Source organism: Acinetobacter bohemicus ANC 3994 (assembly GCF_000367925.1).
Taxonomy (GTDB): domain Bacteria; phylum Pseudomonadota; class Gammaproteobacteria; order Pseudomonadales; family Moraxellaceae; genus Acinetobacter; species Acinetobacter bohemicus.
In genome coordinates this window covers 789,202-815,492 of record NZ_KB849164.1, presented here as the reverse complement: position 1 = coordinate 815,492, position 26,291 = coordinate 789,202, and the positions used below count along the sequence as shown (strand labels likewise).

Annotated in this window: 30 protein-coding genes; 2 read left to right on the top strand and 28 right to left on the bottom strand. The window is 39.6% G+C overall.

Annotated features, from left to right (window positions below; translation table 11 throughout):
• Positions 1-90: 90 nt before the first annotated feature.
• From pyrF to F994_RS03665, 28 genes are all read right to left on the bottom strand, one after another.
• Complete coding sequence (pyrF, locus tag F994_RS03800; RefSeq protein ID WP_004648772.1) at positions 91-771, bottom strand: orotidine-5'-phosphate decarboxylase; 681 nt, start codon at positions 769-771, stop codon at positions 91-93.
• A gap of 262 nt (positions 772-1,033) precedes the next feature.
• Entirely contained in the window at positions 1,034-1,399 is a 366-nt protein-coding gene (locus F994_RS03795) for a lipopolysaccharide assembly protein LapA domain-containing protein (protein WP_004648771.1), read from the bottom strand.
• Positions 1,400-1,423: 24 nt separating this feature from the next.
• A complete protein-coding gene (locus F994_RS03790; RefSeq protein ID WP_004648770.1) occupies positions 1,424-1,726 on the bottom strand; it encodes an integration host factor subunit beta in 303 nt (100 codons plus the stop codon).
• A gap of 163 nt (positions 1,727-1,889) precedes the next feature.
• Positions 1,890-3,566 (bottom strand): 30S ribosomal protein S1, encoded by a 1,677-nt coding sequence (gene rpsA / locus F994_RS03785; protein ID WP_004648769.1) that lies wholly within the window; start codon positions 3,564-3,566, stop codon positions 1,890-1,892.
• 107 nt (positions 3,567-3,673) lie between these two features.
• Positions 3,674-4,363: a (d)CMP kinase gene (cmk, locus tag F994_RS03780; RefSeq protein WP_004648767.1), complete on the bottom strand. Its 690-nt coding sequence runs from the start codon at positions 4,361-4,363 to the stop codon at positions 3,674-3,676.
• Between the two features lie 17 nt (positions 4,364-4,380).
• Positions 4,381-4,812, bottom strand: a complete 432-nt coding sequence (locus F994_RS03775; protein ID WP_004648766.1) for an SRPBCC family protein — start codon at positions 4,810-4,812, stop codon at positions 4,381-4,383.
• Between the two features lie 45 nt (positions 4,813-4,857).
• Entirely contained in the window at positions 4,858-5,394 is a 537-nt protein-coding gene (gene tadA / locus F994_RS03770) for a tRNA adenosine(34) deaminase TadA (RefSeq protein ID WP_004648765.1), read from the bottom strand.
• Positions 5,395-5,396: 2 nt separating this feature from the next.
• Complete coding sequence (locus F994_RS03765) at positions 5,397-6,521, bottom strand: enoyl-CoA hydratase/isomerase family protein (RefSeq protein WP_004648764.1); 1,125 nt, start codon at positions 6,519-6,521, stop codon at positions 5,397-5,399.
• Positions 6,518-7,231 carry a uracil-DNA glycosylase gene (gene ung, locus F994_RS03760; protein WP_004648763.1) on the bottom strand — a complete coding sequence of 238 codons (714 nt, stop codon included), beginning with the start codon at positions 7,229-7,231 and terminating at the stop codon, positions 6,518-6,520. The genes F994_RS03765 and ung overlap by 4 nt, the downstream gene beginning before the upstream one ends.
• Before the next feature lie 49 nt (positions 7,232-7,280).
• The gene (locus F994_RS03755; protein ID WP_004648762.1) at positions 7,281-7,877 is read right to left on the bottom strand and encodes a 6-pyruvoyl trahydropterin synthase family protein; all 597 of its coding nucleotides are present in this window, start codon (positions 7,875-7,877) and stop codon (positions 7,281-7,283) included.
• 158 nt (positions 7,878-8,035) lie between these two features.
• Complete coding sequence (gspK, locus tag F994_RS03750) at positions 8,036-8,983, bottom strand: type II secretion system minor pseudopilin GspK (RefSeq protein WP_004648761.1); 948 nt, start codon at positions 8,981-8,983, stop codon at positions 8,036-8,038.
• 47 nt (positions 8,984-9,030) lie between these two features.
• Positions 9,031-9,789, bottom strand: a complete 759-nt coding sequence (gene gspJ / locus F994_RS03745; protein ID WP_004648759.1) for a type II secretion system minor pseudopilin GspJ — start codon at positions 9,787-9,789, stop codon at positions 9,031-9,033.
• Positions 9,789-10,202, bottom strand: coding sequence for a type II secretion system minor pseudopilin GspI (gene gspI / locus F994_RS03740; RefSeq protein WP_004648758.1), 414 nt, complete (start codon positions 10,200-10,202; stop codon positions 9,789-9,791). The genes gspJ and gspI overlap by 1 nt, the downstream gene beginning before the upstream one ends.
• Complete coding sequence (locus F994_RS03735; protein WP_004648756.1) at positions 10,192-10,752, bottom strand: type II secretion system protein; 561 nt, start codon at positions 10,750-10,752, stop codon at positions 10,192-10,194. The genes gspI and F994_RS03735 overlap by 11 nt, the downstream gene beginning before the upstream one ends.
• A 9-nt stretch (positions 10,753-10,761) precedes the next feature.
• Positions 10,762-11,379, bottom strand: coding sequence for a TetR/AcrR family transcriptional regulator (locus tag F994_RS03730; protein ID WP_004648754.1), 618 nt, complete (start codon positions 11,377-11,379; stop codon positions 10,762-10,764).
• A 45-nt stretch (positions 11,380-11,424) separates the two neighbouring features.
• The gene (locus F994_RS03725; RefSeq protein ID WP_004648753.1) at positions 11,425-12,198 is read right to left on the bottom strand and encodes a TatD family hydrolase; all 774 of its coding nucleotides are present in this window, start codon (positions 12,196-12,198) and stop codon (positions 11,425-11,427) included.
• 25 nt (positions 12,199-12,223) lie between these two features.
• Entirely contained in the window at positions 12,224-12,565 is a 342-nt protein-coding gene (locus F994_RS03720) for a PilZ domain-containing protein (protein ID WP_004648752.1), read from the bottom strand.
• Between the two features lie 17 nt (positions 12,566-12,582).
• Complete coding sequence (locus tag F994_RS03715; protein WP_004648751.1) at positions 12,583-13,566, bottom strand: DNA polymerase III, delta' subunit; 984 nt, start codon at positions 13,564-13,566, stop codon at positions 12,583-12,585.
• A 29-nt stretch (positions 13,567-13,595) separates the two neighbouring features.
• Positions 13,596-14,357 carry a 3-deoxy-manno-octulosonate cytidylyltransferase gene (gene kdsB, locus F994_RS03710; protein ID WP_004648750.1) on the bottom strand — a complete coding sequence of 254 codons (762 nt, stop codon included), beginning with the start codon at positions 14,355-14,357 and terminating at the stop codon, positions 13,596-13,598.
• 12 nt (positions 14,358-14,369) lie between these two features.
• On the bottom strand, positions 14,370-15,374 hold the full coding sequence (gene lpxK / locus F994_RS03705; protein ID WP_004648749.1) for a tetraacyldisaccharide 4'-kinase: 1,005 nt from the start codon (positions 15,372-15,374) through the stop codon (positions 14,370-14,372).
• 3 nt (positions 15,375-15,377) lie between these two features.
• On the bottom strand, positions 15,378-17,105 hold the full coding sequence (gene msbA / locus F994_RS03700) for a lipid A export permease/ATP-binding protein MsbA (RefSeq protein ID WP_004648748.1): 1,728 nt from the start codon (positions 17,103-17,105) through the stop codon (positions 15,378-15,380).
• Positions 17,105-17,527 carry an ExbD/TolR family protein gene (locus tag F994_RS03695; protein WP_004648746.1) on the bottom strand — a complete coding sequence of 141 codons (423 nt, stop codon included), beginning with the start codon at positions 17,525-17,527 and terminating at the stop codon, positions 17,105-17,107. The genes msbA and F994_RS03695 overlap by 1 nt, the downstream gene beginning before the upstream one ends.
• Before the next feature lie 8 nt (positions 17,528-17,535).
• On the bottom strand, positions 17,536-18,174 hold the full coding sequence (locus tag F994_RS03690; protein ID WP_004648745.1) for a MotA/TolQ/ExbB proton channel family protein: 639 nt from the start codon (positions 18,172-18,174) through the stop codon (positions 17,536-17,538).
• Between the two features lie 24 nt (positions 18,175-18,198).
• Positions 18,199-19,086: a ParB/RepB/Spo0J family partition protein gene (locus F994_RS03685; protein WP_004648744.1), complete on the bottom strand. Its 888-nt coding sequence runs from the start codon at positions 19,084-19,086 to the stop codon at positions 18,199-18,201.
• Positions 19,083-19,865, bottom strand: a complete 783-nt coding sequence (locus F994_RS03680) for a ParA family protein (protein ID WP_004648743.1) — start codon at positions 19,863-19,865, stop codon at positions 19,083-19,085. Before F994_RS03680 ends, F994_RS03685 begins: the two co-directional genes overlap by 4 nt.
• 25 nt (positions 19,866-19,890) lie before the next feature.
• Complete coding sequence (gene rsmG / locus F994_RS03675; RefSeq protein WP_004648742.1) at positions 19,891-20,523, bottom strand: 16S rRNA (guanine(527)-N(7))-methyltransferase RsmG; 633 nt, start codon at positions 20,521-20,523, stop codon at positions 19,891-19,893.
• 84 nt (positions 20,524-20,607) lie between these two features.
• Positions 20,608-21,297: an N-acetylmuramate alpha-1-phosphate uridylyltransferase MurU gene (murU, locus tag F994_RS03670; protein WP_004648740.1), complete on the bottom strand. Its 690-nt coding sequence runs from the start codon at positions 21,295-21,297 to the stop codon at positions 20,608-20,610.
• Entirely contained in the window at positions 21,297-22,310 is a 1,014-nt protein-coding gene (locus tag F994_RS03665) for an aminoglycoside phosphotransferase family protein (RefSeq protein WP_004648738.1), read from the bottom strand. Before F994_RS03665 ends, murU begins: the two co-directional genes overlap by 1 nt.
• Positions 22,311-22,430: 120 nt before the next feature.
• Between F994_RS03665 and F994_RS03660 the strand changes: the two genes are divergently transcribed.
• Both F994_RS03660 and F994_RS03655 read left to right on the top strand, forming a co-directional pair.
• Positions 22,431-24,890, top strand: coding sequence for an LPS-assembly protein LptD (locus F994_RS03660; protein WP_004648737.1), 2,460 nt, complete (start codon positions 22,431-22,433; stop codon positions 24,888-24,890).
• On the top strand, positions 24,890-26,194 hold the full coding sequence (locus F994_RS03655) for a peptidylprolyl isomerase (protein ID WP_004648736.1): 1,305 nt from the start codon (positions 24,890-24,892) through the stop codon (positions 26,192-26,194). The genes F994_RS03660 and F994_RS03655 overlap by 1 nt, the downstream gene beginning before the upstream one ends.
• The last annotated feature ends 97 nt before the right edge of the window (positions 26,195-26,291 follow it).

Sequence of the window (26,291 nt, the reverse complement as noted above, 5' to 3'; positions counted from 1 at the left end):
TCCCTGCTGACTTCCCTTTATAAAGGGAAGTCAGCCCCCTTTGCAAAGGGTGAGAAACATTGTTTCGCAAAGGAGAGATTTTTCAGGAGATTACAATGTCGCCAAAATATCACGCAAAGTTTGATTCGGGTTTTCCGATTGCGTAATTGGACGACCAATCACCAAATGCGTTGAACCATCTATCATCGCTTGCTTCGGTGTCACAATACGCTTTTGATCATCTGCATTAGAACCTACAGGACGAATACCCGGTGTCACCAAAGCAAAATCTTGTCCTAATGTTTCACGCAGCATTTTTGCTTCTTGAGCAGAACACACCACGCCATCCAAACCACTCTCTTGAGTTAATTTAGCAAGACGCTTCACTTGTTCAAATGGTTCGATGTCCAATCCTAAGTCTTTGAGGTCTTCACGCCCCATTGACGTCAACACAGTCACCGCAATCAGTTGCGTGCTGTAATTGCCTGCTTTTAAGCGCTGGACACACGTTTCCATCATCTTACGACCACCAGATGCATGAACGTTTACCATCCATACGCCTAAATCTGCTGCTGCACAAACTGCTTGTGCTGTCGTATTTGGAATATCGTGGAATTTTAAATCAAGGAAAACTTCAAAGCCTTTGTCGTGTAATGCCTTAACCACACTTGGGCCTTCATGGGTAAATAACTCTTTACCAACTTTTACTCGACATAATGCAGGATCTAACTGCTCTGCAATTGTAAGTGCGTCATATTGGCTTTTAGCATCTAATGCAACAATGATACTCAAGAGACTTACCCTTCATTCAGACAAAAAAGAAAGCTCATTATAAAGAATATCCCTGCACGCTGATAGTTGAAAAAATGGCATTCAGCAAAATTGGTAAAATAAGTGCCTTACTTTTTAATAAATTTTATACAAGCATTATAAGTTACAGCCATAAAAAAACACCCCAAAAAATACTTTGGAGTGTTATAAGTTTTTATTTACACATACACACTTTAGTTCAACGCCAGTATAGAGACACCGACCAGAAGCTAAATGATTCGACTTACAATGGATGAGATGAACTATCGTTAGGATTGAGATCTAACACTGTTTTTTCATGTCGAGTATGTGCAGCAGCTTCTGCAGCAGCCAACTGAGCAGCTTGAATTTGCTCTTTTCGGAGGTATTCAATATCCTTACGAAGTCGCTTAATTTCCCAACTATTCTGAAATACTCGGAAAACCTGCACACCTAATAACAAACCCAACACCACACCTAGAGCTAATGTTAATAACAACAATAAACCTAAACGCATAGCAGGAACTTGGGTAAATAATAGGTCTACCGTTAACTCAGTACCATTTTGCAAGACCAAAGCCAATGAATAGCCAAATAGTACAATTAACAAAGCGACTAATACGTAACGCATAAATACCCCTTCTGGAATTTTTTATTACTCTGCAGATTCGTTTACTGCATCGCGTAACGCTTTACCAGGTTTGAAATGTGGAACTGCTTTTGCAGCCACTTCAACAGACTTACCTGTTTTAGGATTACGCCCCACACGTGGATCACGATGATGCAAAGCGAAACTACCAAAACCACGAATTTCAATACGATTATCAGATGATAATGCAGCTATCATTTGATCAATCATAATTTTAACAGCTTCTTCGACTAAAGGCTCTGCTAAGTGCGGGTTTTTAAGGGAAATTCGCTCTATTAAGTCAGACTTATTAAGTGCTTCCGTAGTCATTTTTGACCTCTTTAATTATCAAGCTACTTTGTAGATAATCCGATAATAACCTGTTTAAATACAAAACGGTAGCGTAATAAGTTAATACTACGCTACCGTTTACAGTATTTGTGTAAAAAGTATTGGTTAATTTACATTAACAATACATTTCAACATCTACTTATTAGTGGTTCATTTGAGCTTTGATCAAATCACCAATAGTCTTAGGACCATTGTCTTGACCAGTTGTTGCAGTTTTTAAGTTTGCAACAGCTTCTTTCTCTTCAGCTTCGTCTTTCGCTTTGATAGACAAGTTGATAGAGCGAGATTTACGGTCTACATTGATGATTTTAGCTTCAACTTCTTGACCAACTTCCAAGAACTTAGTTGCATCTTCAACGCGATCACGGTTGATTTCAGAAGCTTTAAGAGAAGCTTCAACTTCGTCAGCTAACTTAACAGTTGCGCCTTTAGCGTCAACAGCAGTTACAGTACCTTTAACAAGCGCACCGCGTTCGTTAGTTGCCAAGAAATCATTGAACGGATCGTTGTTCATTTGTTTGATGCCAAGGCTGATACGGTTGCCTTCAGCGTCTACAGACAAGATAACCGCTTCAACAGTGTCACCTTTCTTGTAACGACGAATAGCTTCTTCGCCTTGTTCGTTCCAAGAAATATCAGACAAGTGAACTAGACCATCGATACCACCTGGTAAACCGATGAAGATACCGAAATCAGTGATTGATTTGATCGTACCTGAAACTTTTTCGCCTTTGTCATGGTCTTTAGCAAACTCTTCCCATGGGTTAGCACGAGTTTGTTTGATACCAAGAGAAATACGACGACGTTCTTCATCAACTTCAAGAACCATAACATCAACTTCATCACCAATCTGAACAACTTTAGATGGGTGGATGTTTTTGTTAGTGTGATCCATTTCTGAAACGTGTACTAAACCTTCAACGCCTTCAGCGATTTCAGCGAAACAACCATAATCAGTAAGGTTAGTTACGCGCGCTTTAACGATTGAACCTTTAGGGTAACGGTTCATGATCGCTAACCATGGATCTTCGCCTAATTGTTTAAGGCCTAAAGATACGCGGTTACGTTCGCGGTCAAATTTAAGTACTTTAACAGTAACTTCTTGACCAACTTCAACAACTTCTGAAGGATGCTTGATACGTTTCCAAGCCATGTCAGTGATGTGAAGAAGACCATCGATACCACCAAGGTCAACGAATGCGCCGTAATCAGTAAGGTTCTTGATCGTACCTGTAACTGTTTGACCTTCTTCAAGCTGAGCAAGAAGAGCTTCACGGTCAGCTGAAGATTCAGCTTCCATAACAGCACGACGAGATACAACAACGTTGTTACGTTTAGCATCAAGTTTGATTACTTTGAATTCTAACTCTTTACCTTCAAGGTGAGTCGTGTCACGGATAGGACGAGTGTCTACCAAAGAACCTGGTAAGAACGCACGTACTGGACCGATGTCAACAGTGAAACCGCCTTTAACCTTACCAGAGATAACACCAGTAACGATTTCGCCGTCTTCAAAGATTTTTTCAAGTTTAGTCCAAGTTTCAGCACGTTTTGCTTTTTCACGTGATAAAACTGTTTGACCCATACCGTTGTCAAGAGCTTCAACAACAACGTCAACAGTATCACCAACTTGAACTTCAAGTTCACGTTGGTCGTTTAAGAATTCAGCGCGGTCAACAATACCTTCTGATTTAAGGCCAGTGTCAACTGTTACCCAATCAGAGTCGATGCTTACTACAACGCCTTGGATGACTGCACCCTTTTCAACGTTGAGGTTTAATTCGCTTTCTTCAAAGAGGGCTGCAAAAGATTCGGTCATGATATACCTGATAAAGTCAGCGGTCTTGGATCAGACAAGGCCGGTTTAATAAAGCTTCCACATAGTCCGTAATAAACTGATCTAGCTATGCTTTGGCTGAAAATTCTTTAATTGGCTAATAACTGCTTATCGACAAAACTGGTCATCAACTGAAATACTTCATCGATGCCCAATTCTGAACTATCAATGATATAAGCATCTGTTGCTGGCTTGAGTGGTGCGACTGTGCGCTCCATATCTCTTTTGTCTCGAGCTTCGATATTAGCTAAAATGTCGTTTATTTTAACATCTAGCCCCATACCCTGCAACTGCTTTACACGTCGCGCCGCTCGAGATTCAGCCGATGCAGTGAGGTAAATCTTGGCTTGAGCCTCTGGAAAAATAGCCGTTGCCATGTCGCGCCCATCTGCAACCAATCCCGGTTCTTGTGCAAAAGCATGCTGACGCTCTAAAAGCGCTGCTCTAAGTTCAGGAATTGCGGCAACTTTTGATGCAAATTCACCCACTCGTTCAGTACGAATGATTTGAGTGACATCTTCACCATCAAGTTGGGCTTGGGGATGACTAGTTTCAGTTGTAACAAATTTTATGTCTAAATTTGTTGCAATTTTAATGCATTGCTCAAGTGCTGAATCCAAAGAATCCAATAAATTGTGTTGATGTAATGACAGCCCCAACAGACGATATAAAGCACCAGAATCCAACAAATGAAATTGATAGTGCGCTGCGAGTTTAGCCGCAAGTGTGCCTTTTCCAGAACCACTCGGGCCATCGATAGTAATAATTTGAACTGTCATTAATTTTCCACTTTACGCTATACAGTTTTAGCTAATTTCGAAAAACCTAGTTTAATCGCAGATTTAAGCTGCGCAAGGATTAATTTACTCACAAAAGGTGCACGTGCTTGCAACTCAATGGTGTAAGTCACCAAAGTTTTATCTGCATCAAGCGCTTGAAACTCAATAATCCCCAAATGATGCTTAACCAAAGGATTTTTAATAATTTGATATTCAATACGCTGATTCGGCTCAAGTAAAGTAATTTGCTCTTGTAAAGGTTTGATCGGACCAAACCCCATACGACGTACCGAACCTACGCCATCAGGACGCTCTGGGTCGGCAGAATCTTTCACGCGCACCACTTGAATTGGAGCAAAGGCAATATTATAAGTCGCATGTTTTGATAGCAAATTAAAAACTTGATCGACAGGTGCATTAAATTCTTTTTTAATTTGAATAGAATTCATGAATTATCCTAACCTTTAATTGACAATAATTATTGTCATTCTATTTTACATACTTATAGATGAATTATTCTGATCATTTAAGGACTTTTCTTGTAACTTTTGCAGTCTTTTTTGCTCGCGACGCATTTTAAAAAAATCACTTAGTTGTTTGGAGCATTGTTCATTCAAACAACCTGCTTCTATATCAAACTGATGATTATAATAACCTGTTTCAAATAATTTTCTTGCACTAACCAAAGAACCAGCTTTCGGCTCAGTTGCACCAAACACGACTTTAGAGACCCGTGCATGAATTAAGGCACCCACACACATTGTACAAGGCTCTAAAGTCACATAAAGCACGGAATCTTCTGGAAGGCGGTAATTATTTAGATTTAAGCAGGCTTGACGCAATGCTTGAACTTCAGCATGTGCCGTCGGATCACTCAGTGAAATGGGCGCATTATAACCTGCGCCAATAATTTGATTTTGACTGACAATAACCGCACCAACAGGAATTTCTTCCTTTGATGCAGCGATAGCAGCTTGCTCGTAAGCAAACTGCATCCAATATTCGTCAGTCAGTTGTATTTCATCCGCCATTCTTAACCGATCACAGCATAATGTTTCAACAGGTTATTCCAACTTTCATTTTTAGTCACAGGCGGGCAATCTGACAAAATTGCTTTAAGTGAAAAATCAACACCCTTTTTCCATTCTGGAGAAAGATCTTTATCCACTAAACGCGCACGAACACCCTCGACAAAATCTGGATGACGAATTTTCCAATCCGAAATTTGGGTTTCTAGTTCAAAAACTTCATTCCAAGAATGAACTTGTTTACCCCATTGCCATAACAACCATGTTAAAGCAGCGGTGGTCGGTGAACCTTTTTGCAAATTTTCACTGGCTTGACGCAACCAATCACTTCTTGCATCACTCAAACCAATAATAGATTCGTAATCATGCTCAAAACTAACACCGCGACAAACACTTTGAATCACATCTAATGAGTTTTGTAGTGGCCCAGGCCCGACTGGACGATGCATACTATTTAAAGTGTCGTCGATGGCACGAAAATCACCAGCAGGATAATGTCCCCAATCAATATTGATGAGTTTTTCCAGCACATTATCACGCTGCGCATCACAAATATGGGTTGCCCAACCAATACCATAAGCACCGGCTGCGGTCATAATTGAACCTGTTAAACCCGTAAACAAACCGATTGCACCACGGTCTGCCAAGAAACGTGTAGCACCCACATCTGGATATAAGCCAATATTAATTTCAGGCATCGCTAGACGTGAATATGGGGTCACAAGGCGAAATGGCGCGGCCATAAACAACCCTAGTCCACCACCCATGACATAGCCTTCACCCCAAACCAGCACAGGCTTAGCATAATTATGCAACAACAAATCTAACGCATATTCTTGTTCAAAGAATTTATTTGCGGTATCAACTTCATCGTTAATCACCAACTGACGAAGTTTACGTACATCACCACCTGCACAGAATGCTTTAGGAGTTGTAGAATCCAACCAGATTGCTTTTACCGCATCATCATGGTGAAAATCTTGGAACACTTTTAATAGTGCAGTGACGATTGATTCATCTAAAGCATGTAGAGATTTCGGGCGATTCAGGCGAACAATGCGCCAGCCATTTTTTGCTTCCTCTACAATTAGATCGGAATGATAACTTTTTAATTCAGGAGATAGTGTCATGCGTCCAGCTGCCAATTTATAGGCTCAATGCCATTTTGTTTCAGATAATTATTGGATTTTGAAAATACTTTACAACCAAAAAAACCACCACGATTCGCCGCCAATGGTGAAGGATGAGCAGCCTTTAATACCAAGTGCTTATTTTGATCAATGCGTTGTCCTTTACGCTGCGCATACGCACCCCAAAGAATAAAAACCACATGGTCACGTTGTTCATTTAAAACATCAATCACATGATCGGTGAAATCTTCCCACCCCCGTTTTTGATGCGAAGTCGGCTGACCCGCTTCAACAGTCAATACTGCATTCAGCAACAATACGCCTTGTTCAGCCCAACGAGTTAAATCACCATGGATGGGTTTAACAACACCCAAATCTGTATTGAGCTCATGAAAAATATTACGCAAAGATGGGGGTATTGCAACCCCTTTCTGGACTGAAAAACTTAATCCATGTGCCTGATTTGGTCCGTGATATGGATCTTGGCCTAAAATCACCACTTTAACATTGGCTAAAGGCGTGGTATTTAATGCATTAAAAATCAGTGAACTTGGTGGATAAATGATTTTATCTGATTTTTTTTCCTGAACAAGAAAGTCTTTTAACTCATCCATTTTGGGACTGAGCAGAAATTCACTCAAACCACTTTTCCAACCCGCATCCAATTGAATTTTATCCAATTTAATTTGCTGTTGTTCAGTTAAAGACATGACTGCTTCCTAATCCTTGTTGAAAACCTACCCAAATGTAGTTCCATCTTTAAATTTTGACTTGAAGATCGACACTTGGGTTTTGGAATTTAATTCCTTGTTGTAGTTTTTCATACATCGTTGAGTCTGCCCATTCAGCTTGAACTTGTTCAGAGAACACGATTTGTTCAAGACTCAGCACACCCATTTGCTCATTTTCAATATCTTCTACAAAGCTTTGCGCATAGCCTGTATCTGTTTCATGCACAATGACCGAGTAAACTTCCACATCACCTTCCCCATTTTGGGTAATGGTCGATGCCAATATTTGTTGAGCTAAATAGAAAAAAATACGTGAAAATTGTTCTGCCGATGGCGAAACAGGCAAAGATACCCAACGCGCACTAAATTTTTTGCAGGCATCAATATATTCAGCGTCGTCATGCTGCCAAAAGCAAATAGCATGATCGAAACTGTCAAAAATATCTTTGATTACACCCTTCAACAACCCAAAGTCATACACCATTTGACCATGATCTAGCTTCGAAGCTTTAAGCAATAATTCAACTTTATAACTATGACCATGAATTGAACGCTTACAGCGATCCGATGTGCAATTTCGCACGATATGAGCATTTTCAAACTTAAATAACTTACGAATTAACATGTGCCGTGATGCAATCCAAAATTTGTGAATTAAATTGGATTATAAAGCAAAAGTGAAAGTCTGCGCATTAATTTTACTGTTCAATGCAATTGGGAAATTGCATAACGATAAAACACTATAATGCATTGAATTATATTACAACTGATTGATCCATCTGATTAAAATGGTGCCATACTTCGATATACAACATACACCGTTTTATCTTTACGTACTAAATCACTACTAAACTGACGTTTCCGTTCACTCAGCAACACTTCAATTTTGGCTTTGAAATAGTTGGATTGCACACCCAGCAACGCATTGACTTGGCTTTGCACATCAGGATTGACTTGTTTAAAAGGCTCCATTGCCCAAAGATCATTAATATTAGAAAAATGCTCCAAATTGGCTTGGCGTTTTTGTAAAGCTTGTTCAACAGCATTAATGTCTAACTTAGGGTCTAAACTCGCAAGCAGCATAGCGGGTGCTGTATTGACATTCACCTTGCTATCCGATGCAGGTAATGCACTGACATAGTCCACGATTTGCAAATATTTTTGATCTTCAAAACCACGAACCAATTTAAGCTCTTCTACATTATGAAATTTACTGTTTGCAGCTAAATAACCTTGTGGTAATCCTTGATAATAGCTATTTTCCGCCCCCATCGTACCACTGATTTCGTCATCAGCATCTTGCCAATCAATCACAGCTTCACTTAATTTTTCTGACAATCCCACACGTAGCAACAGCTTTTCAAACCACAGTTTTGCCTGAGGATTCGGTACACCTTCGTCATTAACCAAACTATTTAAATTAAATTTACCTGATTCATCCTGTAAAGTTCCAGAGACAAAACCATCTTCTACGGGAAAAGCAGGCATCGGTTTCGCCCAGTTTTCTTGTAAATGATCAACAGCTCCAACATTGTTTGCATCATCCACCAAAAGCTCCGAAAAAAAGGCTTCCGCACTTTTGGCATACAACAAGGATTGATTTTGACGCATTAAATAGGCTGTATTTTCCGCAGTATTTGCCTGACGTTTTGCAATGGTCGCAGCAAGAATAGTCGCTAATGCCACCATCACCAATATCGTTATTAAGGCAATACCCTGTTGCTGCTTCATGCTCAATTTTTTAGACCTTATAACGTTGGGTTATTTGCATGGTGATTTTAATTATTGTCTTTCGGTTGTAAATAATCTGTATTTAACAAACTGAAAATCCATTCATATTCAACATCTTTGACTGTTAATTTGATTTTAATTCCTTTAGGTAAGCGTTGTTTTTGCGTGACATTCATTAAATCTGCTTGCGCATCTGGCCATGAAGTTGCTTCATTTGGATTTAACACGATCACTTCAAACTGATCTACTTCGCTTAACAAAACACTTGATTCAGGTTGTTCACGCCCAGTACTATTTAAATGGCGATATTTCAAGCGATACAGTTTTTTTTCATCCGCCCGGTATTGATATTCTACACGCTCATCCGGTGAAATCCCCTGCTGTAAAGGATCGGTTACACCTGTTTTACTAAAACTGAAACGACCATTTTGCAAAATCAAGGCGGGTTGAATCTCACTCTTTATATTTGCAGTCAGCGGCACAGCTTGCACGGTATCACGCAAAACTTGTTGATAAGCTTCCTGTAACTGGCCTAAATTAATTTCATGTTCAGTATTACGCTCTTTGACTTTAATCAAGTAATCAAAAACCTTCCAACCCAATGCCGAGAGCACGGTAAAAATAGCAATTGCAACCAACAGCTCAACCAAAGTAAAACCCGAGGCATGATTAAGTCGAGTAACGCTCGAACGTGCAGCAAGTCCGAAAGCTGTGCTTGAGGAGCGAGGATTACGCTTTGTCTGAATGCAAGACGAACAACTATGCTGTGCGTGTAGCGTTTGGTTTTTTTTATTTTTCGGTTGCATCAAGCTTTGACCTTATGGTTAAAGAAAACCAAATGCGTAATGCCTGATTCTACTTTGCCTGCTTCAGCATTAAACAAGCTGACTTGAACTTCAATGCGTTGTACGTTTGGACTGATGGTTGATTGTGCAGATTTATCAATTTGCCAAGTTTCACCCTGTTGTGTGATCTGTTTTGACTGCGTTCCTTGTAACCACTCTTGATTGATTTCCATCACAGCAACTTCATTCAACGCCACAAATTGTGCTTTAGTGCGTAAAATTGCATTGGATGTCGCTTGAGTATATTGCATGGCAACCTTAGTCAATGCGATTGCTGCTGTAGCAAAAATAGCCAAAGCAACCATCACTTCAAGCAATGTAAATCCTGAGTGGCGATAAGTGAGATAGCTCTGCTTTGAATATCTAGCTTTCATTGATTTTACCTAAATGATCAATCTCAATTTCCTCACCAATTGGGCGTTGCTCGAAATAAAACTGGATGCGGACTGGCTTTGTTTCACCATTGCCTAACCACAGTAATTTAGGCGCATTGGCATTCAGCAAATCATCATTATTGGCATTTTCATATTGCTGATCGAGTGATTGCACATTAAAGGAAACCTGCTCAGGTAAATCACGCGGTTTAAATTCGGCATAGTTTTGCCATTTTTTATTTTTAGAAAATGGAGATGTTTGTACAGTTTGAGTGGATGGAACTAAATATTCAATTACAGCATAACGAAATGGCGATACATCGGTTGCAGTTTGAACATCAAGTGCAAAAATGCGTGCTTGATCATTGGCTTCTCGATTAATCCTGCGTAAATCCATAATAAACACTTCTCGTGCTTGCATCGCTTTACGCTGATCCACTCCATTAATATTGGTTAAAATCAAAGAGGCCATAATTGCCATAATCACAATAACCACCATCAATTCTATCAGAGTGAAACCACGAATTGATGCTGATTTTGTGTGCTTCATAGCTGACCTTTAAGCGAACTGTTCCGTTGAACTCATTTGCTTCTTGGGCATCGCCAAAGCCTGATCAATATAGGCAACACGAAGTGTATCGCGTGAACCTAAATAACGCTGATAGAAACTAGAATTTAATATTGCTGCCGCACCATGTGTTAAAGCCCAAATTGAAGCTAAATAGTCACGCACAGACATCGCACTTTGAATATTTTCCAAATAACTTTCAGTCATGCGAAAAATAATGCGTAAGCGCTGTTTTCGTACCTGATAAAGTTCGCTAAACAAAAGATGAATACCGACACCTGTCGTAGAAAGACGTTCTTCAATTTGATGAAACAATACTGTGCGTTCAGGATGATGCAAATGATGCAACATAAAAAATGCCAAGTGCTCTGGGAAAGCTTTCTCCGCATCTTTAATCATTTCTAATAACATGTTCTCATTACGAATAATAAGAAGCATATAGAGTTCATCTTTACTTTGAAAATGTTTATACAGAGTCCCTTTGGCAAGATCCAGTTCTGCTGCCAACGCATCAAGTGTCATTCCTGATTCGCCATTTTCTAACAATAGTTGCTCTGCAACTTGAAAAATTAACGCTTCTCTTGCCCGAAACTGAGCCTGACGATCCATCTTCACTCTGTAACTCTCTTATGCGCTTATATCAATTCGAATTATTTACTTTAAATTGAGGAGGTTTTCAAAGTTTTGCATGGTAATGAAAGCAATTTCCTCAATAGACTTATCATATACGTCACTTAAGGCTTTGGCTACATAGGGAACGTATTTTGGCTCATTAGATTTCCCTCGATAAGGCATCGGCGCAAGATAAGGACTATCCGTTTCAATCAGAACACGATCAAGTGGCACTTGCTTCGCCACATCTCTTAAATCTTGGGCATTTTTAAACGAAACAATACCGGAAAATGACACATAATAACCACAATCCAGAACGGCCTTGGCGGTTTCCCAATCTTCAGTAAAACAATGCAAAATACCGTGGGTCGATTTTTCAGCACGAATAACATCAACCGTGTCATGTTTTGCAGAACGGGTATGCACAACCACAGGTTTTTTTACCGCCTGAGAAGCATGAATATGTCGTGCAAAGCATTCTTTTTGTTCTGCAATAAAGTCTGTGCTGTGAAAATAGTCTAAGCCTGTTTCACCAATTGCCCAAACCTTTTCGGGTTGCGCAAGCTCAATTAAATACTCTGTGGTGGCACGCGCCATCGTCGCAGGATCTTCACAAGGATGCACACCAACACTGTACCCAACATCATCATGACGTGCTGCAATTTTAGCAAGCTCGATATGATCATCCAGATCAACTGAAATACTCATGAATTTGGATACACCCGCTTCACGCGCCTGTGCTAACGCTAAATCTAAGTTACCATCATAAGGCGTTAAATCAAGCATGGTTAAATGGCAATGCGTATCTACAAACACGGTAAGATCCTAAAGAGTTTAACAACTACATAGTGTAACTACTTCGTCCTTCAGACTTAATACCTGCAAGCAATTTTTCGGCTTCGGATTTGTAATAAATGCCTTTCTCTCCTGAAAGCTGCATACCAAAGCCTTGTAATTTAATTCCATTTTGTTTTTGTGAAATCCAAATCACCTTACCTGTTAAAGGAATTTTCTGTGATTGCTCAGGTAAAGTTGCCAGTACAAAGACTTCCTCACCCAATTTAATCGGTTGCTTGGTTGGAACAAATAAGCCGCCACCCACAACATAAGGCATATAGCTGGCGTACAAAGTGTCTTTATCTGGGATATTCACTTGAATAATACCGCCCATACGTGGTTGCATCACATTCCCCTTTAAATTTAAATATTCATTAGTTTTATACACAATTGATCAAGCACTAAGTTGCTTTGTACATTCTGCTCAATAAATTGTTTAGATTGTTGCAAGTCAGCGTAAATACCAAATAAGAATTCCAATGAATATTGTTCTGATAGTACAGTGAAATCCAAATCATGATTTTTGACTTGCTGATTTAGCTTGACACAAATTAAATCGGACAACAAGTATTCAAACATTTGCGCAAAATCACTAAAATTAAGTGCTTTATTCCACTTGGTCGCAATTGCCATCGGCATATTCTTTTGCGTCACGAGTTTTTGCCAATCATTTAAAAATTCTTGTCGTTTATTTGGCCATTCAGCACTTGCCAGTTGCATTGCTTGCAGCGGCATTTGATTGGATAAATTAAGTAACAATTGTTTTTGTGTCTGATCTAAGTCTGGCAAATACTCAGTCAAATATGCGTCTGCTTGCGCTTCAGACATACGATCCAAAGCAAAATGCTGTAAGCGGCTACGAATAGTCGCAGGAAGTTTCAAATAGTGATCGGCCAATAAAATAATGACAATCCGATCACCCGGTTCCTCAAGTGTTTTTAACAATGCATTTGCAGAAGCAATATTAAGTGCTTCCGCTGGCTCAATCACAATGACACGCCAACCATCTACGGTTTGTTGCACAAAAGGCAATAAATCACGAATTTTTTCAATTTTAATTTTCGCATTTTGCTTTTTATTTTCTTCATCTGTGCTGATATACACATAATTCGGATGAGTATCTGACTTCAACCATAAACAACTACTACATTCACCACAGGGAGCATTGTTCTCATGTCGATTTGCACACAAAACCCATGCCAAAAAATGCTGTGCAAAAGCTTCTTTACCACAGCCTTTTTTGCCATAAAAAAGTAAGCCATGACCAAGTTTTGGGAAACGCCCCGTGAGCGTATCCCAAACCGTTTTTTGCCATGGGTAAACTTGTGCAACCACATTATTCTGCATTAAATTTAAATCCAACCTGCGCCAAAATCCTACTCAAAGCAAGATACATCCATTTCATTTAGACGATCTAAATCGGCTTGTGTATCGACACCCGGTGGCAAGTTTGCTTCTGCAACCGCAATCGCAATACGATGACCATTTTCCAGTACGCGTAATTGTTCCAAGCTTTCAAGCTGCTCCAACACACCCATGTCCCAAGACACATATTCTTGTAGCAAATTGACGCGATAAGCATATAAACCTAAGTGGCGATATGCTTGCGGATGCAATGATTGAACCTGTTGCTGAGCGCCATCACGATCATAAGGAATGGTCGCACGACTAAAATACAAAGCTTGGTTGTATTTAGACATCACCACTTTCACAATGCTGTCACGCTTAAATTCTTCTAGGCTATGAATTGGTTCACACAATGTTGACATGGAAGATTCAGGCTGTGATTGCAATAATTGCGCAACTTGCTGTACCAATTGTGCTGGAAGCAAAGGTTCATCGCCCTGTACATTAACCACAATATCTTCACTTGCCCAACCCTTAATTCGAGCAACCTCACTTAAGCGATCTGTACCCGATGGATGATCTGCATGGGTCAGCACAACATCAATCCCTTCAGCACGACAAACTTCAGCAATACGCTCATCATCGGTAGCAACACATAAGTCATCAAAACCTGCGACTTTTTTTGCTTGATCAACCACACGTAAAACCATTGGACGACCATGTATTTCTAACAATGGCTTACCGGGTAAACGTGAACTTGCAAAACGCGCAGGAATAACAATATGTTTCATAAATGATGAACCTTAAGAAATTTGAATACCGACTTGCTGTAATTGCTGATGTAAAATTTCATAACACTGAGGTGAAAGTGCTGCTTCAACAGGAACCACCCAAATTTCCCGTTTAAAATCTGGATTTTGCTTTAATAAAGGCAAAATTTTCACTGCATCTTTTTCAGTGGTAATCATTGGATTGCTATCTTCAAATTGCAGATCTGTGATTTCATAATCATAATGATCTGGAAATTCATGACATTGAAATTGATGAATACCGATAGAATCTAAAGTTTTATAAAAACGTTGCGGAAAACCAATCCCGACGACAGCATAGAAATTATTGGCTGGATTAAAAATTTTAGCTTCGATTGCATTGAGTAAATAAGGCGTATTCACCTCTAAATGCATATTTAAAGCCGTTTTAGGACTTGCTGCATGCTCAATCACGGTTCCTGTATTTAACCGACTAACGGGTTCTCTTAAATAGCCTTCAGGTAATAATTTCTGATTGCCTAAACCACGATTTTGATCCAATACAATCCACTCAATTTGACGCTGTAAAGCCAAATGTTGCAAACCATCGTCACTAACAATTAAGTCCAAATCATGTTTGGATAATAGATATTCAATACTCTGTTGTCGATTTGAACCCACCACCATAGGAACACCTGTTGACTGCACAATCAAACAAGGTTCATCACCGACGACATCTGGCACAGATTCCAAATCAACATAGGCTGGAAACGGCCCTTTTCCACCATAACCACGACTAATCACACCAACACGAATATTTTTATTTTGTAGATAACTGACCAGTTGGATCAGTAATGGTGTTTTACCACTCCCGCCCACGGTAATATTTCCAATCACCATCACGGGTACGGCTGCTTGATAACTTGATTTAATGCCCATTTGGTAGAGCTTTTTATTCAATAAAAAACCGCCACGATAGAGCCATGCCAAAGGTCTAAGCACAATTAACCACTTCGCTTGTTTATTCCAAGCATCTTGAATCAATTGTGCAATTGACATAAATCAATTTTCCTCAAAATTACGCTGATGCAATTGGTGATAAGCGCCACGCTTAGCAATTAATTCCGCATGCGTACCTTGCTCGACAATTCTACCTTTATCCATCACCACAATAAGATCAGCATTTTCAATGGTCGATAGACGATGCGCGATCACAATCGTTGTGCGATCCTGCATGGCAGCATCAAAAGCCTGTTGAATATAGTATTCCGATTCGTTATCTAAGGCACTGGTGGCTTCATCTAGAATCAAAATGGGTGCATTTTTCAAAATGGCACGTGCAATGGCGATACGCTGACGTTGTCCACCGGACAAGTTCAAACCTTGTGCACCCAGTTGTGTATCGTAGCCTTGCGGTAAAGCCATAATAAAGTCATGTGCATAAGCGGCTTTTGCTGCGGCAATAACATCGGCATCGGTTGCACCTTCGAGCTGTCCATAGGCAATATTGTCACGAACAGTACGATTAAATAGCACCACTTGCTGATTCACCATCGCAACTTGGGTTCTCAAAGAGTTCAAGTCTATATCTTGAATATCGTACTGATCTAAATAAATATGACCAGAGCTGGTCTCTTGAAAACGCACCAGTAGATTCACTAAGGACGTTTTACCTGCACCTGAACGCCCAACCAGAGCAACCGTTTCACCGGCTTTAACATTTAAATTAAAATCATGAATCGCTTGATGGCCATCTGCATAAATTAAATTCACATTTTGCAATTGAATATTACCTTTAAGCACAGGCGTTAACGTCCCTGTATTTTGCTCTTCAGGCAAGTCGAGTAATTCAAAAACTGAATGCGCTGCCGCCATACCACGTTGTAATTTTTCATTGACATCGGTTAATGCTTTGATTGGTTTGCTTAGCATACCCGCTGCTGTAATGTAAGCAACGAACTCACCGGCACTGGTATCACGTAAAATTTCTGGTCGTAACGCAATCCAAATAATAATACCCATAGCAATTGACATAATGAATTGCACAACAGGGCTATTGAGCTGCTGCACCACCACCATTTTCAAACCACGTTTTAAATTTTCAAGCGAGTGATCTTTAAAACGAGTTTGTTCATATTCTTGGCCGCCAAAACCTTTTACCACCAAATTACCATTCACTGTTTCTTGCACCACATGGTTGACATCACCCATGGTGTCTTGAACTTGTATGGACAATATCCGCATACGTTTCGACGCTTTACGAATCAGGAAACCCATCAACGGAGCAAAAATCAGAATAATCAGGGTCAGTCGCCAATTGCTATACAACAAATACCCTAACAACCCAATAGTAATCAAACCTTGTTGCACAACGATTTTAAGTGATTCAGATGAGGCAGCGGTTAATTGCTCCACGTTGTACATAATTTTAGCGGTGATATGACCGCTGGTATTGTCTAAATAATATTGAGATGGCAGTCTAAGCAACTTACCAAAAACTTCCTGACGGATATTAAAGACTAAATTACGCGATATCACTGCCGTGAAATAGCCCCCAATAAAGGAGCCTACGCCACGGAAAAACATCAATAAGACCACTAAAAAAGGAAATATAGAAGTAAAGCCTTGATCTCTATGTTGGATTGCGGTAATGATTTTTTCTAATAATTTTGCAATAGATACTTCTGTTGCTGCACTAATTGCAAAACCGATAAAAACTAATATCGCTATACCCCAAAAAGGCTTTAAATAGCCCAAAAGACGTAGATAGACTTTAAAATCTTGCTTCACTAATAACCTCTAGACGGAACTTTAGTACTAATATTGATATTAACAAACCCGAGCTGACCCGCAACATCCATCACACGAATCACATCTTGATGTGTGGCTTTAGCATCGGCAGCAATCACAAACATTAAATCACGACGTTCATTAGAAATCTGTTTAATTGCAGTATTTAAATCAACAACATCTTTACTCGCGATCGATTGTCCATTAATTGAATAATGCCCTGAAGCATCAACAACCACTTCAATTTTATGTTCATATTGTTTAGGCGGAACACCTTGCGCATCGGGCAAGGTTAAATTCATACGACTAAATTGGTTAAATGTGGTTGATAACAATAAGAAAACCAAGATAAACAATAAACAGTCAATCATGGGTGTCAGGTTAATGTGAATATCTTCAACTTGTGTGCGTTTGAATTTCATTTTTCACCCTAACCTGCTTTTCTAAGATCTTGTTCTTCAACTGTAGAATTTTGATAGAAAAGAGCCGCATGAAATAATGTCGATTGTTGCTCAAGCTCGGCAACATATTCTTGCACTAAACGCTGAAAATAACGATAAGCAAATAATGCTGGAATTGCAATAAACATCCCTGCTGCGGTGGTAATCAAGGCTTTTGAGATACCTGGAATCATCAGTGTTGGATTACTATTAGTACCTAAATCGATCACTAGGAAGGATTCAATAATACCTAAAACTGTACCCAACAAACCTAAAAGTGGCGCTACAGCACTTAATGTACCTAAGAAATTGATATTTTTTTCCAAATAGCCAATTTCTTGAGAAGCCGTGACTTCCATTTGCGCACGAGCATATTGTTCATTTTGATCTTTACTTTGATAGCCAGCAGTAAAAATACGTCCCAAGGTACTGCCTTTTAATGCTTCATCTTGTTGTAATTGCTGCATGACCGCATGTGCATTTTGAGTCTGATTCAGTAATAATGCTTTTGGCAAAATCAGCGATTTTTTTAACCGAATCATGCGTTCAATTGTAATTGCAACAGTAAAAATCGAGCATAAAACAAGGGGCAGCATTAACCACCCACCTGCTTTGACTAATTCCCACATGTATTTCCCCAATAAAATAAAAAATTATTCTGCGAAACAAATATTTAGAATGCCATCCAATTCATCCAAAGAATGATATTGAATGACTAATTTTCCTTTACCTTGCTTATTATGATCAATCTTTACATCTGCACTAAAACGTTCTGCTAAACGTTGTGTTAATTGTTGAATATCTGGTGCAACGTCTGCTTTGGCTTTTTCTTGTTTCGGTGCATTCAAATCACGCACCAATTGCTCTGTTTGACGCACAGATAAACTTTTTTCAATCACATGTTCTGCAACTTTAAGCTGATCTTTGGCTTTTAAAGTTAAAATTGCACGGGCATGCCCCATGTCAAGCAAACCTTGCTGCATAAAATCTTTGACCGATTCTGCCAAGGACAGTAAACGCAATAAATTACTGATGGTCGTCCGTGCTTTGCCGACGGTATCGGCAATTTCTTGGTGACTTAAGCCAAACTCTTCATGAAAACGCTGTAACGCCATTGCTTGATCAATTGGATTCAAATCTTGACGTTGAATGTTTTCAATCAATGCTAAAGCAATCGCAACTTGATCGGTTAAATCACGCACAATCGCAGGAATTTCAGTTAAACCTGCTAGTTGTGCAGCTCGCCAGCGGCGCTCACCAGCAATAATTTCATAAGGAAATTTTTCGTCATCGATTGGACGGATGACAATCGGCTGCATCACACCATGTTTTTCAATTGAAGCCGCAAGCTCTTGAAGATCGTGCTCATGAATAAAACGTCGAGGTTGATATTCACCACGGGTCAGCAAATGAACATTAATTTGTTTTAACTGACCATGATCTAAAGCCTGAGCTTCCATTTGTAGTTTTTCTTTTTGGATTGAACCAAGCAAGGCATCCAAACCACGACCTTTAGCCAAACCTCGTTTTTTTATGGTCATGCTGTCATTCCTTTTTGTACTTTACTTTTTTTTACCATTTCAGCTGCTAAATTTAAGTAAGCAACTGCACCTTTTGAACTTTTTTCAAAGAAAATAATCGGTAAACCATGTGCAGGTGCTTCTGCTAAGCGCACATTACGCGGAATAACGGTGTCATACAGTTTCTTGCCAAAGTATTGTTCAAGCTCTTCGGAAACATCACGCGTCAATGCATTTCGTGCATCATACATGGTGCGCAATACACCTATAATTTTCAAATCAGGATTCAGTGCTTGTTGAATACGATCAATGGTTTGAGTCAAATCAGCTAAACCTTCCAGTGCATAATATTCACATTGCATTGGAATAAGTACGCCCTGCACCGCAGCTAAAGCATTGACTGTAATTAAGCTTAGACTAGGTGCACAGTCGACAATAATATAATCAAAAGAATGATCTATTTCTTTTAATGCTTCACGCAGAATAAACTCACGACCCTCTTGTTCCGCAATCGCAAGTTCCACACCGGCTAAATCACGATTTGCACCTAAAACTTTATAACCCACTTCAGCTTTGGTAATGGCTGTTTCAATCGGAACTTCGCCCAACAAAACATCCGTAACTGAATATAAAAGATCATTTTTTTGGATACCAGATCCCATCGTGGCATTTCCCTGTGAATCCATGTCCACAAGTAAAACGCGCTTCTTTAACACAGCTAACGATGCTGCCAAATTTACTGCGGTTGTGGTCTTGCCTACACCACCTTTTTGGTTCGCAATCGCAATAATTTGTGCCATGGTAACCCCAACCCTTCAAAAATAATTAAATACGTTTTAACAAAAGTAGATGACGCTGTTCATCTAAGCGCGGAACCGTTAATGCAACGATGTCACAGCTAAATTCTTGCTTAATGACTGCAACTTCCTCTTCAGGAATTAAGCCCTTCATTGAAGCAATGATACTGTGCTCATGCATATACGGTTTCGATGCAGCAACAAAGTCAATTAAGGATGCAAAGGCGCGACTGGTGATGACATCAAATTGTCCCAAGTCATCAATACTGTCAGTATTTTCAACACGTGTTTGCACTGCAATTACATTTTTTAGTTTTAAATCAGCAATAAATTGCTTCAAGAAACGAATTTTTTTGCCATTTGAATCGAGTAAAACACATTCGCGTTCTGGCTGACACAAAGCAATGATCATGCCCGGCATACCGCCGCCCGTACCAATGTCAAGCAAACGACCTTGTGGTAAGTCTTTTAAAATACTTAGACTATCAAGCAAATGTTTCACCAACATTTCTTTAGGATCACGAATCGCTGTTAAATTATAAGCTTTGTTCCACAGCACAAGTGCATCTTGATACTTCAGCAATAAATTTAATGCTTCTTCACTCAAATCTAAGCCAAGCTTTTGACTACCTTGCTTTAAGTCTTGAAAAAAAGGATGCATAAAGAAGACATCTCAATAAAATTAAACTGAAGTATACCGATTTCTAAGCCGTGGAACACTAGTTAACGCCTAGTGATTATGCACTTAAGCGTACATCCCTTGACGAATCTGTAGATCTAGGTCACTTAATCGTTCTGGTGTGCCAACATCAACCCAAGCTGCTTGCATTTTTTCTGCTGAAATTTTTCCATCCAACATGGCCTTTTTTAATAAAGGTGCAAGTGGTCGTTTGCCATTTTCCAGACCATCAAACATTTTAGGATGAATGACGGAAACCCCACTAAAGGTTAAATTTTCACCCTGTTGATTTTGATCAAAGGTATACGCTCGCCCTGCTGTAAGGGTAAAATCACCATTCGGGTGCTGTTCAGGGTTATTCACCAAGACCAAATGAGCAAGATCATTTTCAAGATTTACATCAAGTAAAGAACGAAAATCAAAGGTGGTCCAGACATCACCATTTACCAGTATAAAAGGTTCTGTCCCAAGTAAGGGTAAAGCATTAATGATGCCACCTGCGGTTTCTAACCCTTCATCCTCACGTGTCCAGCGAATCTGTACGCCAAACTGTGAACCATCGCCCAAAGCACCAATCAGAACATCTGCTAGCCATGCTGAATTAATGACTATTTCAGTCACACCAATTTCTTTTAGTTTTTTGATATGCCATACAATCAATGGCTTACCACCCACTTCAAGCAATGGTTTGGGCTTGTATAAAGTCAGTGGACGCATGCGGTTTCCTAGACCCGCAGCTAAAATCATGGCTTTCATTATGCAGCAACCTCGTAAATACCGTATTTGGCTTCAAATTTCGGCATTACTTTAGCGTGAATAAACTGCATAAACGGTTGTAATTCTGCATACGGCTTACTTTCTTCAAGTAAATACCACATCACACGCGGTAAATCTTTGAGGTAACCGGTTTTTCCATCACGCTCAAATAAACGTACAAAAATACCTAAAATTTTAATGTGTCGTTGAATCGCCATTAAATCAGCATCACGTTTAAACTGTTCAAAATCACGGTCTTGTTTTGCAGCTTCAGGCAACAAATCATAGAAAACCTTAAACCATGCATAAACTTGATCGGCATTCCACTGCACATAAGCGTCACGGGTAATAGAAATTAGGTCGTAAGTATCCGCGCCAATCACGGCATCTTGGAAATCAATCACCCCAAGTTCCGTTTCACCTTCAATTTTCATCAAATTACGGCTATGAAAATCGCGATGCACGATCACTTGTGGTTGTGCCAATGCAGCATTGGCCAAAATTGCAAAGGTTCGTTTAATTAACGCCTGCTCTTCTTTGCTTGGCTCAATGTGCAGTGATGGCAGCATCCAATCGGTCAATAATTGCATCTCGCTGAGCAATTTTTCATACGAATATTCAGGAAATTGTTTCACACCATCAATCGCTTGCAATTCAATTAACTGTTTAAAACTTTGCGCATAATAGGCATCAACAGTGTCATCGTTCAGCAGAGTTGAGAGTAAAACATCACCAAAATCTTCAAGTAATAAAAAACCTTGCTGTAAATCTTTTGCAACGATATGCGGTACACGAACACCATGCGTATCGAAAAACTGGTCAATCGTCACAAAAGGTACACAATCTTCTTTTTCTGGTGGTGCATCCATAAGCATAAATGTTTTATTATTCAACTTGATTCGTGCATAACGACGGAAGCTTGCATCGCCTGGCAAAAAATTAATTTCAAATTGATCTGAATCAAGTACAGATGTAATCCATGTATGTATGATTTGTTCACGTTGTGTTTTCATTTGCGATAAATTCTAAAACAGGCTGAGTTTTTAAAGTACTAAGTGTAGCCACTTATCAACTTTTTCTCTATGATGCGAGAATAATTAATTGCGATTAAGCATACTTGGTTAATGAGACAAATGAAGCATCAGTTCAAATTTAATCCTTTAGCGACTGCTATCTTGACCCTTTTATGTGGCAGCTCGATTTCAAGCTATGCTGAGTCCACACTTCCAGCTTCGACTGTCAACAATCAAAAAATGAAGGACAGCATTCAAGAAGCTTATCCTGGACAACAGTTTTTTGAACAATACTACGTTGACAAGTCAGTCCCCGAAGCCAAACAACGGCAAGGACAGTACTTAAGCTCAGCTTATTGTCAAGGCGCTTGGATCACCCCGATCAGTCCTGAGACCAAAGCGGTAGGTGCTGCTGAAGCGACTTCAGTGGTAACTGCTGATTATGGGCATTATGATCCAAATGGTGACTCGGTACTTGAAGGCAACGTAATGATTGACCAAGATGGTCGTCAAATTCGTGCCGATAAAATCACCATTGATAAAACACAAACCTTTGCCAATGCTGAAGGCCGTGTGCAAATGGCTCAAGCGGGTTTGCTCGCCCAAAGTGATCAAATCAATTACAACCTAAAAACGCAGCAAGGCGATTTAAATAACAGCTTCTATATTTCAGAACAACAACATGCGCATGGTCGCGCGGAAAAAATTTCCCGCACTTCTGAAAATATTGTGGTCATGAACAATGCGACTTACAGCACATGCCCACCAGATGAAACACCGACTTGGAAAATCCAAGCCAATAAAATTACCTTGAATCAAGAAACTGGTCGCGGAGAAACGCACGGAACCAAACTTTATGTTAAAGACGTTCCCGTTTTAGCTGTTCCCTATTTTAACTTCCCGATTGATGACCGCCGCACGACAGGTATTTTAAGCCCAAGTTTTGGCTTCACCAATGATGGCGGTATAGAACTTGCTGTACCTGTTTATTTAAATTTGGCACCCAATTACGATGCTACAGTGACTCCACGCTATATTGCTGATCGTGGGCCAATGCTTGAAGGTGAATTCCGTTATTTAACTGAAAACTTCGGCTCAGGTATGATTTGGGGCGGTTATTTAGCTTCTGATGAGAAGTATGATGACCAAGACCGTAAAGACTTACATTTACTGCATAATTGGCAAATCAATGAACAGTTCTCTACCAACCTAGATTATAACTACGCATCAGATAAAGATTATTTTACTGATTTAAATAATAATCCAAACTCTAAAACCGATTTAAACTTACGTCGTGCATGGGAACTGAACTATAAAAATGGTATTCCCGGCTTAAAAGCTCAGTTAAAGGTTGAAAACTTCCAAACCTTGGATAAAACCGTTTCTGATGAAGACCGTCCTTACGCACGTTTACCACAGTTCCTGTTAAATTATAAAACAGGTAATCCACTGGGTTTACAATACGAGTTTAATCACGATACCGCTTACTTCAAAAAAGACATTAGCGATGCCAGCAATGGAACAAGTACCACCTTCGAACCAAGTGGTACTCGTATCTATAATGACTTTGCTGTACGTTATAATTACCGTAACCCGTGGTCATTTGTCATTCCAGAAGTATCGATTCGTAACATCAACACGTTCTACGACCAAGACACCATCAATAGCAACCAAAACACCAATTCTTCAGATGAAAAGCAATCAGTCACTGTACCGCAATTCACTCTAGATACAGGTTTAACCTTTGAAAAAGATGGTAAGTACCTACAAACCCTGACTCCACGCGCATTTTATGCTTACGCACCCTATAGAAACCAAACAGGTCATCCGAACTTTGACTCAGCAACCGCCTCTATTAATTATGATCAATTATTTAGTGCACGCCGTTTCTATGGACATGACCGTTTAGAAGACAATAACTTCTTAACGCTTGGTCTAAGCTACAGCCTATTTGATGAAATTGGCTTAGAGCGCTTAAAAGCTGGTATTGGTCAAAGTTATTATTTTGAAGATCGTCGCGTTAGTTTAGATAATGTTGCAGATGAGTTTGATACTGAGCACCATACAGGCCCTGTTTTAAGTGTCTCTAGCCAACTTTCACAAAAATTTAGTATTGGTGCAAACTCGGCTTGGATGTCGAATGGTGACAATGCTCAACGTGATTTACAGCTTTATTACACTGGCGATAAAGGCAATCTTTATAATGTCGGTTACTTCTATCGTAAAGATATTCCAAACCGACAAGATCAGTATGATCAAGTGGTGGCGTCTTTCATTCAGCCAATATCCAATAACTGGCGCATTATGGGTCATGCCCAATACGATATCGAAAATAACGTGGCACGTGAATATTTACTCGGTGTCAATTATGAGTCGTGTTGTTGGGGTGTTTCAGTGTATGGACGTTCTTACTACAACGACCTAGACAATGTAAATGAAGATGGTGTGAACGCTAAACGTGCCATCATGGCTGAAATTAGCCTGAAAGGCTTAGGTGGTTTCAATAACAAGCTTTCATCATTACTAGAGAATCGTATTCTAGGTTTCAATAATATTAATCAATCTTGGACACAACGTTAATGAAGACAATCCAGTTAAAACATTTTTTTAAAGCGACTGCGCTTGCTGTAGCCTTATCTTCATCAATGACTACTTTCGCACAATCAAAAAATGAGGTTGTTGCTGTAGTAGATAACAGTGTCATTCTAAAAAGCGATTTAGAACAAAATATTGCGGAAATCAAGCATCAACTTGAAGCGCAAAAAAAACCAGTTCCGCCAGAGCAATATTTGCAACAACAAGCACTTGACCAACTCATTATTCGTCAAGCACAACTTGAACAAGTTAAACGCTACAACATTAAAGCGGATGAAAAAAGCTTAAATGAAGCAGTCATGAAAGTTGCAAACCAGTCTGGAAGTCAAAGCTTAGAAGCTTTTCAACAAAAACTAGATGCCATTGCACCGGGAACGTATGAATCTCTGCGCAATCGTATTGCAGAAGATTTAGCCATTAATCGTTTACGTCAGCAAATGGTGATGTCACGAATTAAAATTAGTGATCAAGACGTTGAAAATTTCTTAAAGACCCCACAAGGTCAAGCGGCATTAGGCAATCAGGTTCACGTATTACACGTACGTGTTTCGGGTGAAAAAGATATTGAAAAGGTTGCCGCACAAGTTAAAGCCGCATTAAAAGAGAGTAATGATGTTGCTGCAATTGATAAGAAATTTACAGCCAATGGCGTAAAAGTTGAAAGTGCCGATATGGGCTTTCGTAATCTATCTGAAATTCCAAGCGAACTTGCAGCACGTGTAACCCCCTTAGAAGTGGGTCAAACAACGGATTTAATTCCTGTACGTGACGGTATACACATTTTAAAACTGGTCGATCGTAAAGGTGCAGAGCAAAAAGCGATTGTGTCTCAATATAAAACACGCCATATTTTGATTCAGCCATCAGAAGTGGTCAGCCCAGACAATGCAAAACAGCAGATCAATAGCATTTATAACCGTTTAAAAGCGGGTGAAGATTTTGCAGTACTCGCATCCACTTTCTCCAATGATCCTGGCTCTGCACGCGATAGTGGTAGCTTAGGTTGGGTAAGCCCGGGTGTCATGGTTCCTGAGTTTGAAGCACGTATGAAAAGCACACCTGTTGGTCAAACCAGTGAACCATTCCAAACACAATTTGGTTGGCACATTCTTCAAGTGACAGATACTCGTCAACAAGACATGACCCGCGAATATCAAGAACGTATGGCTCGTCAAATTTTAGGTGAACGTCAATTTGATTCAGAGTTAGATAGTTGGTTACGTGAAATTCGCAGTAATGCCTTTGTAGAGATAAAAGACCCAAATCTTGATCGTAAAAAAAATAAATAATCTCAACTTATTTATTCTCAATAAAGAACCAGTTGCTATCAGCAGCTGGTTTTTTTATTACATAAATAATTCTATTTTATGCTTGGCTATTTCAACT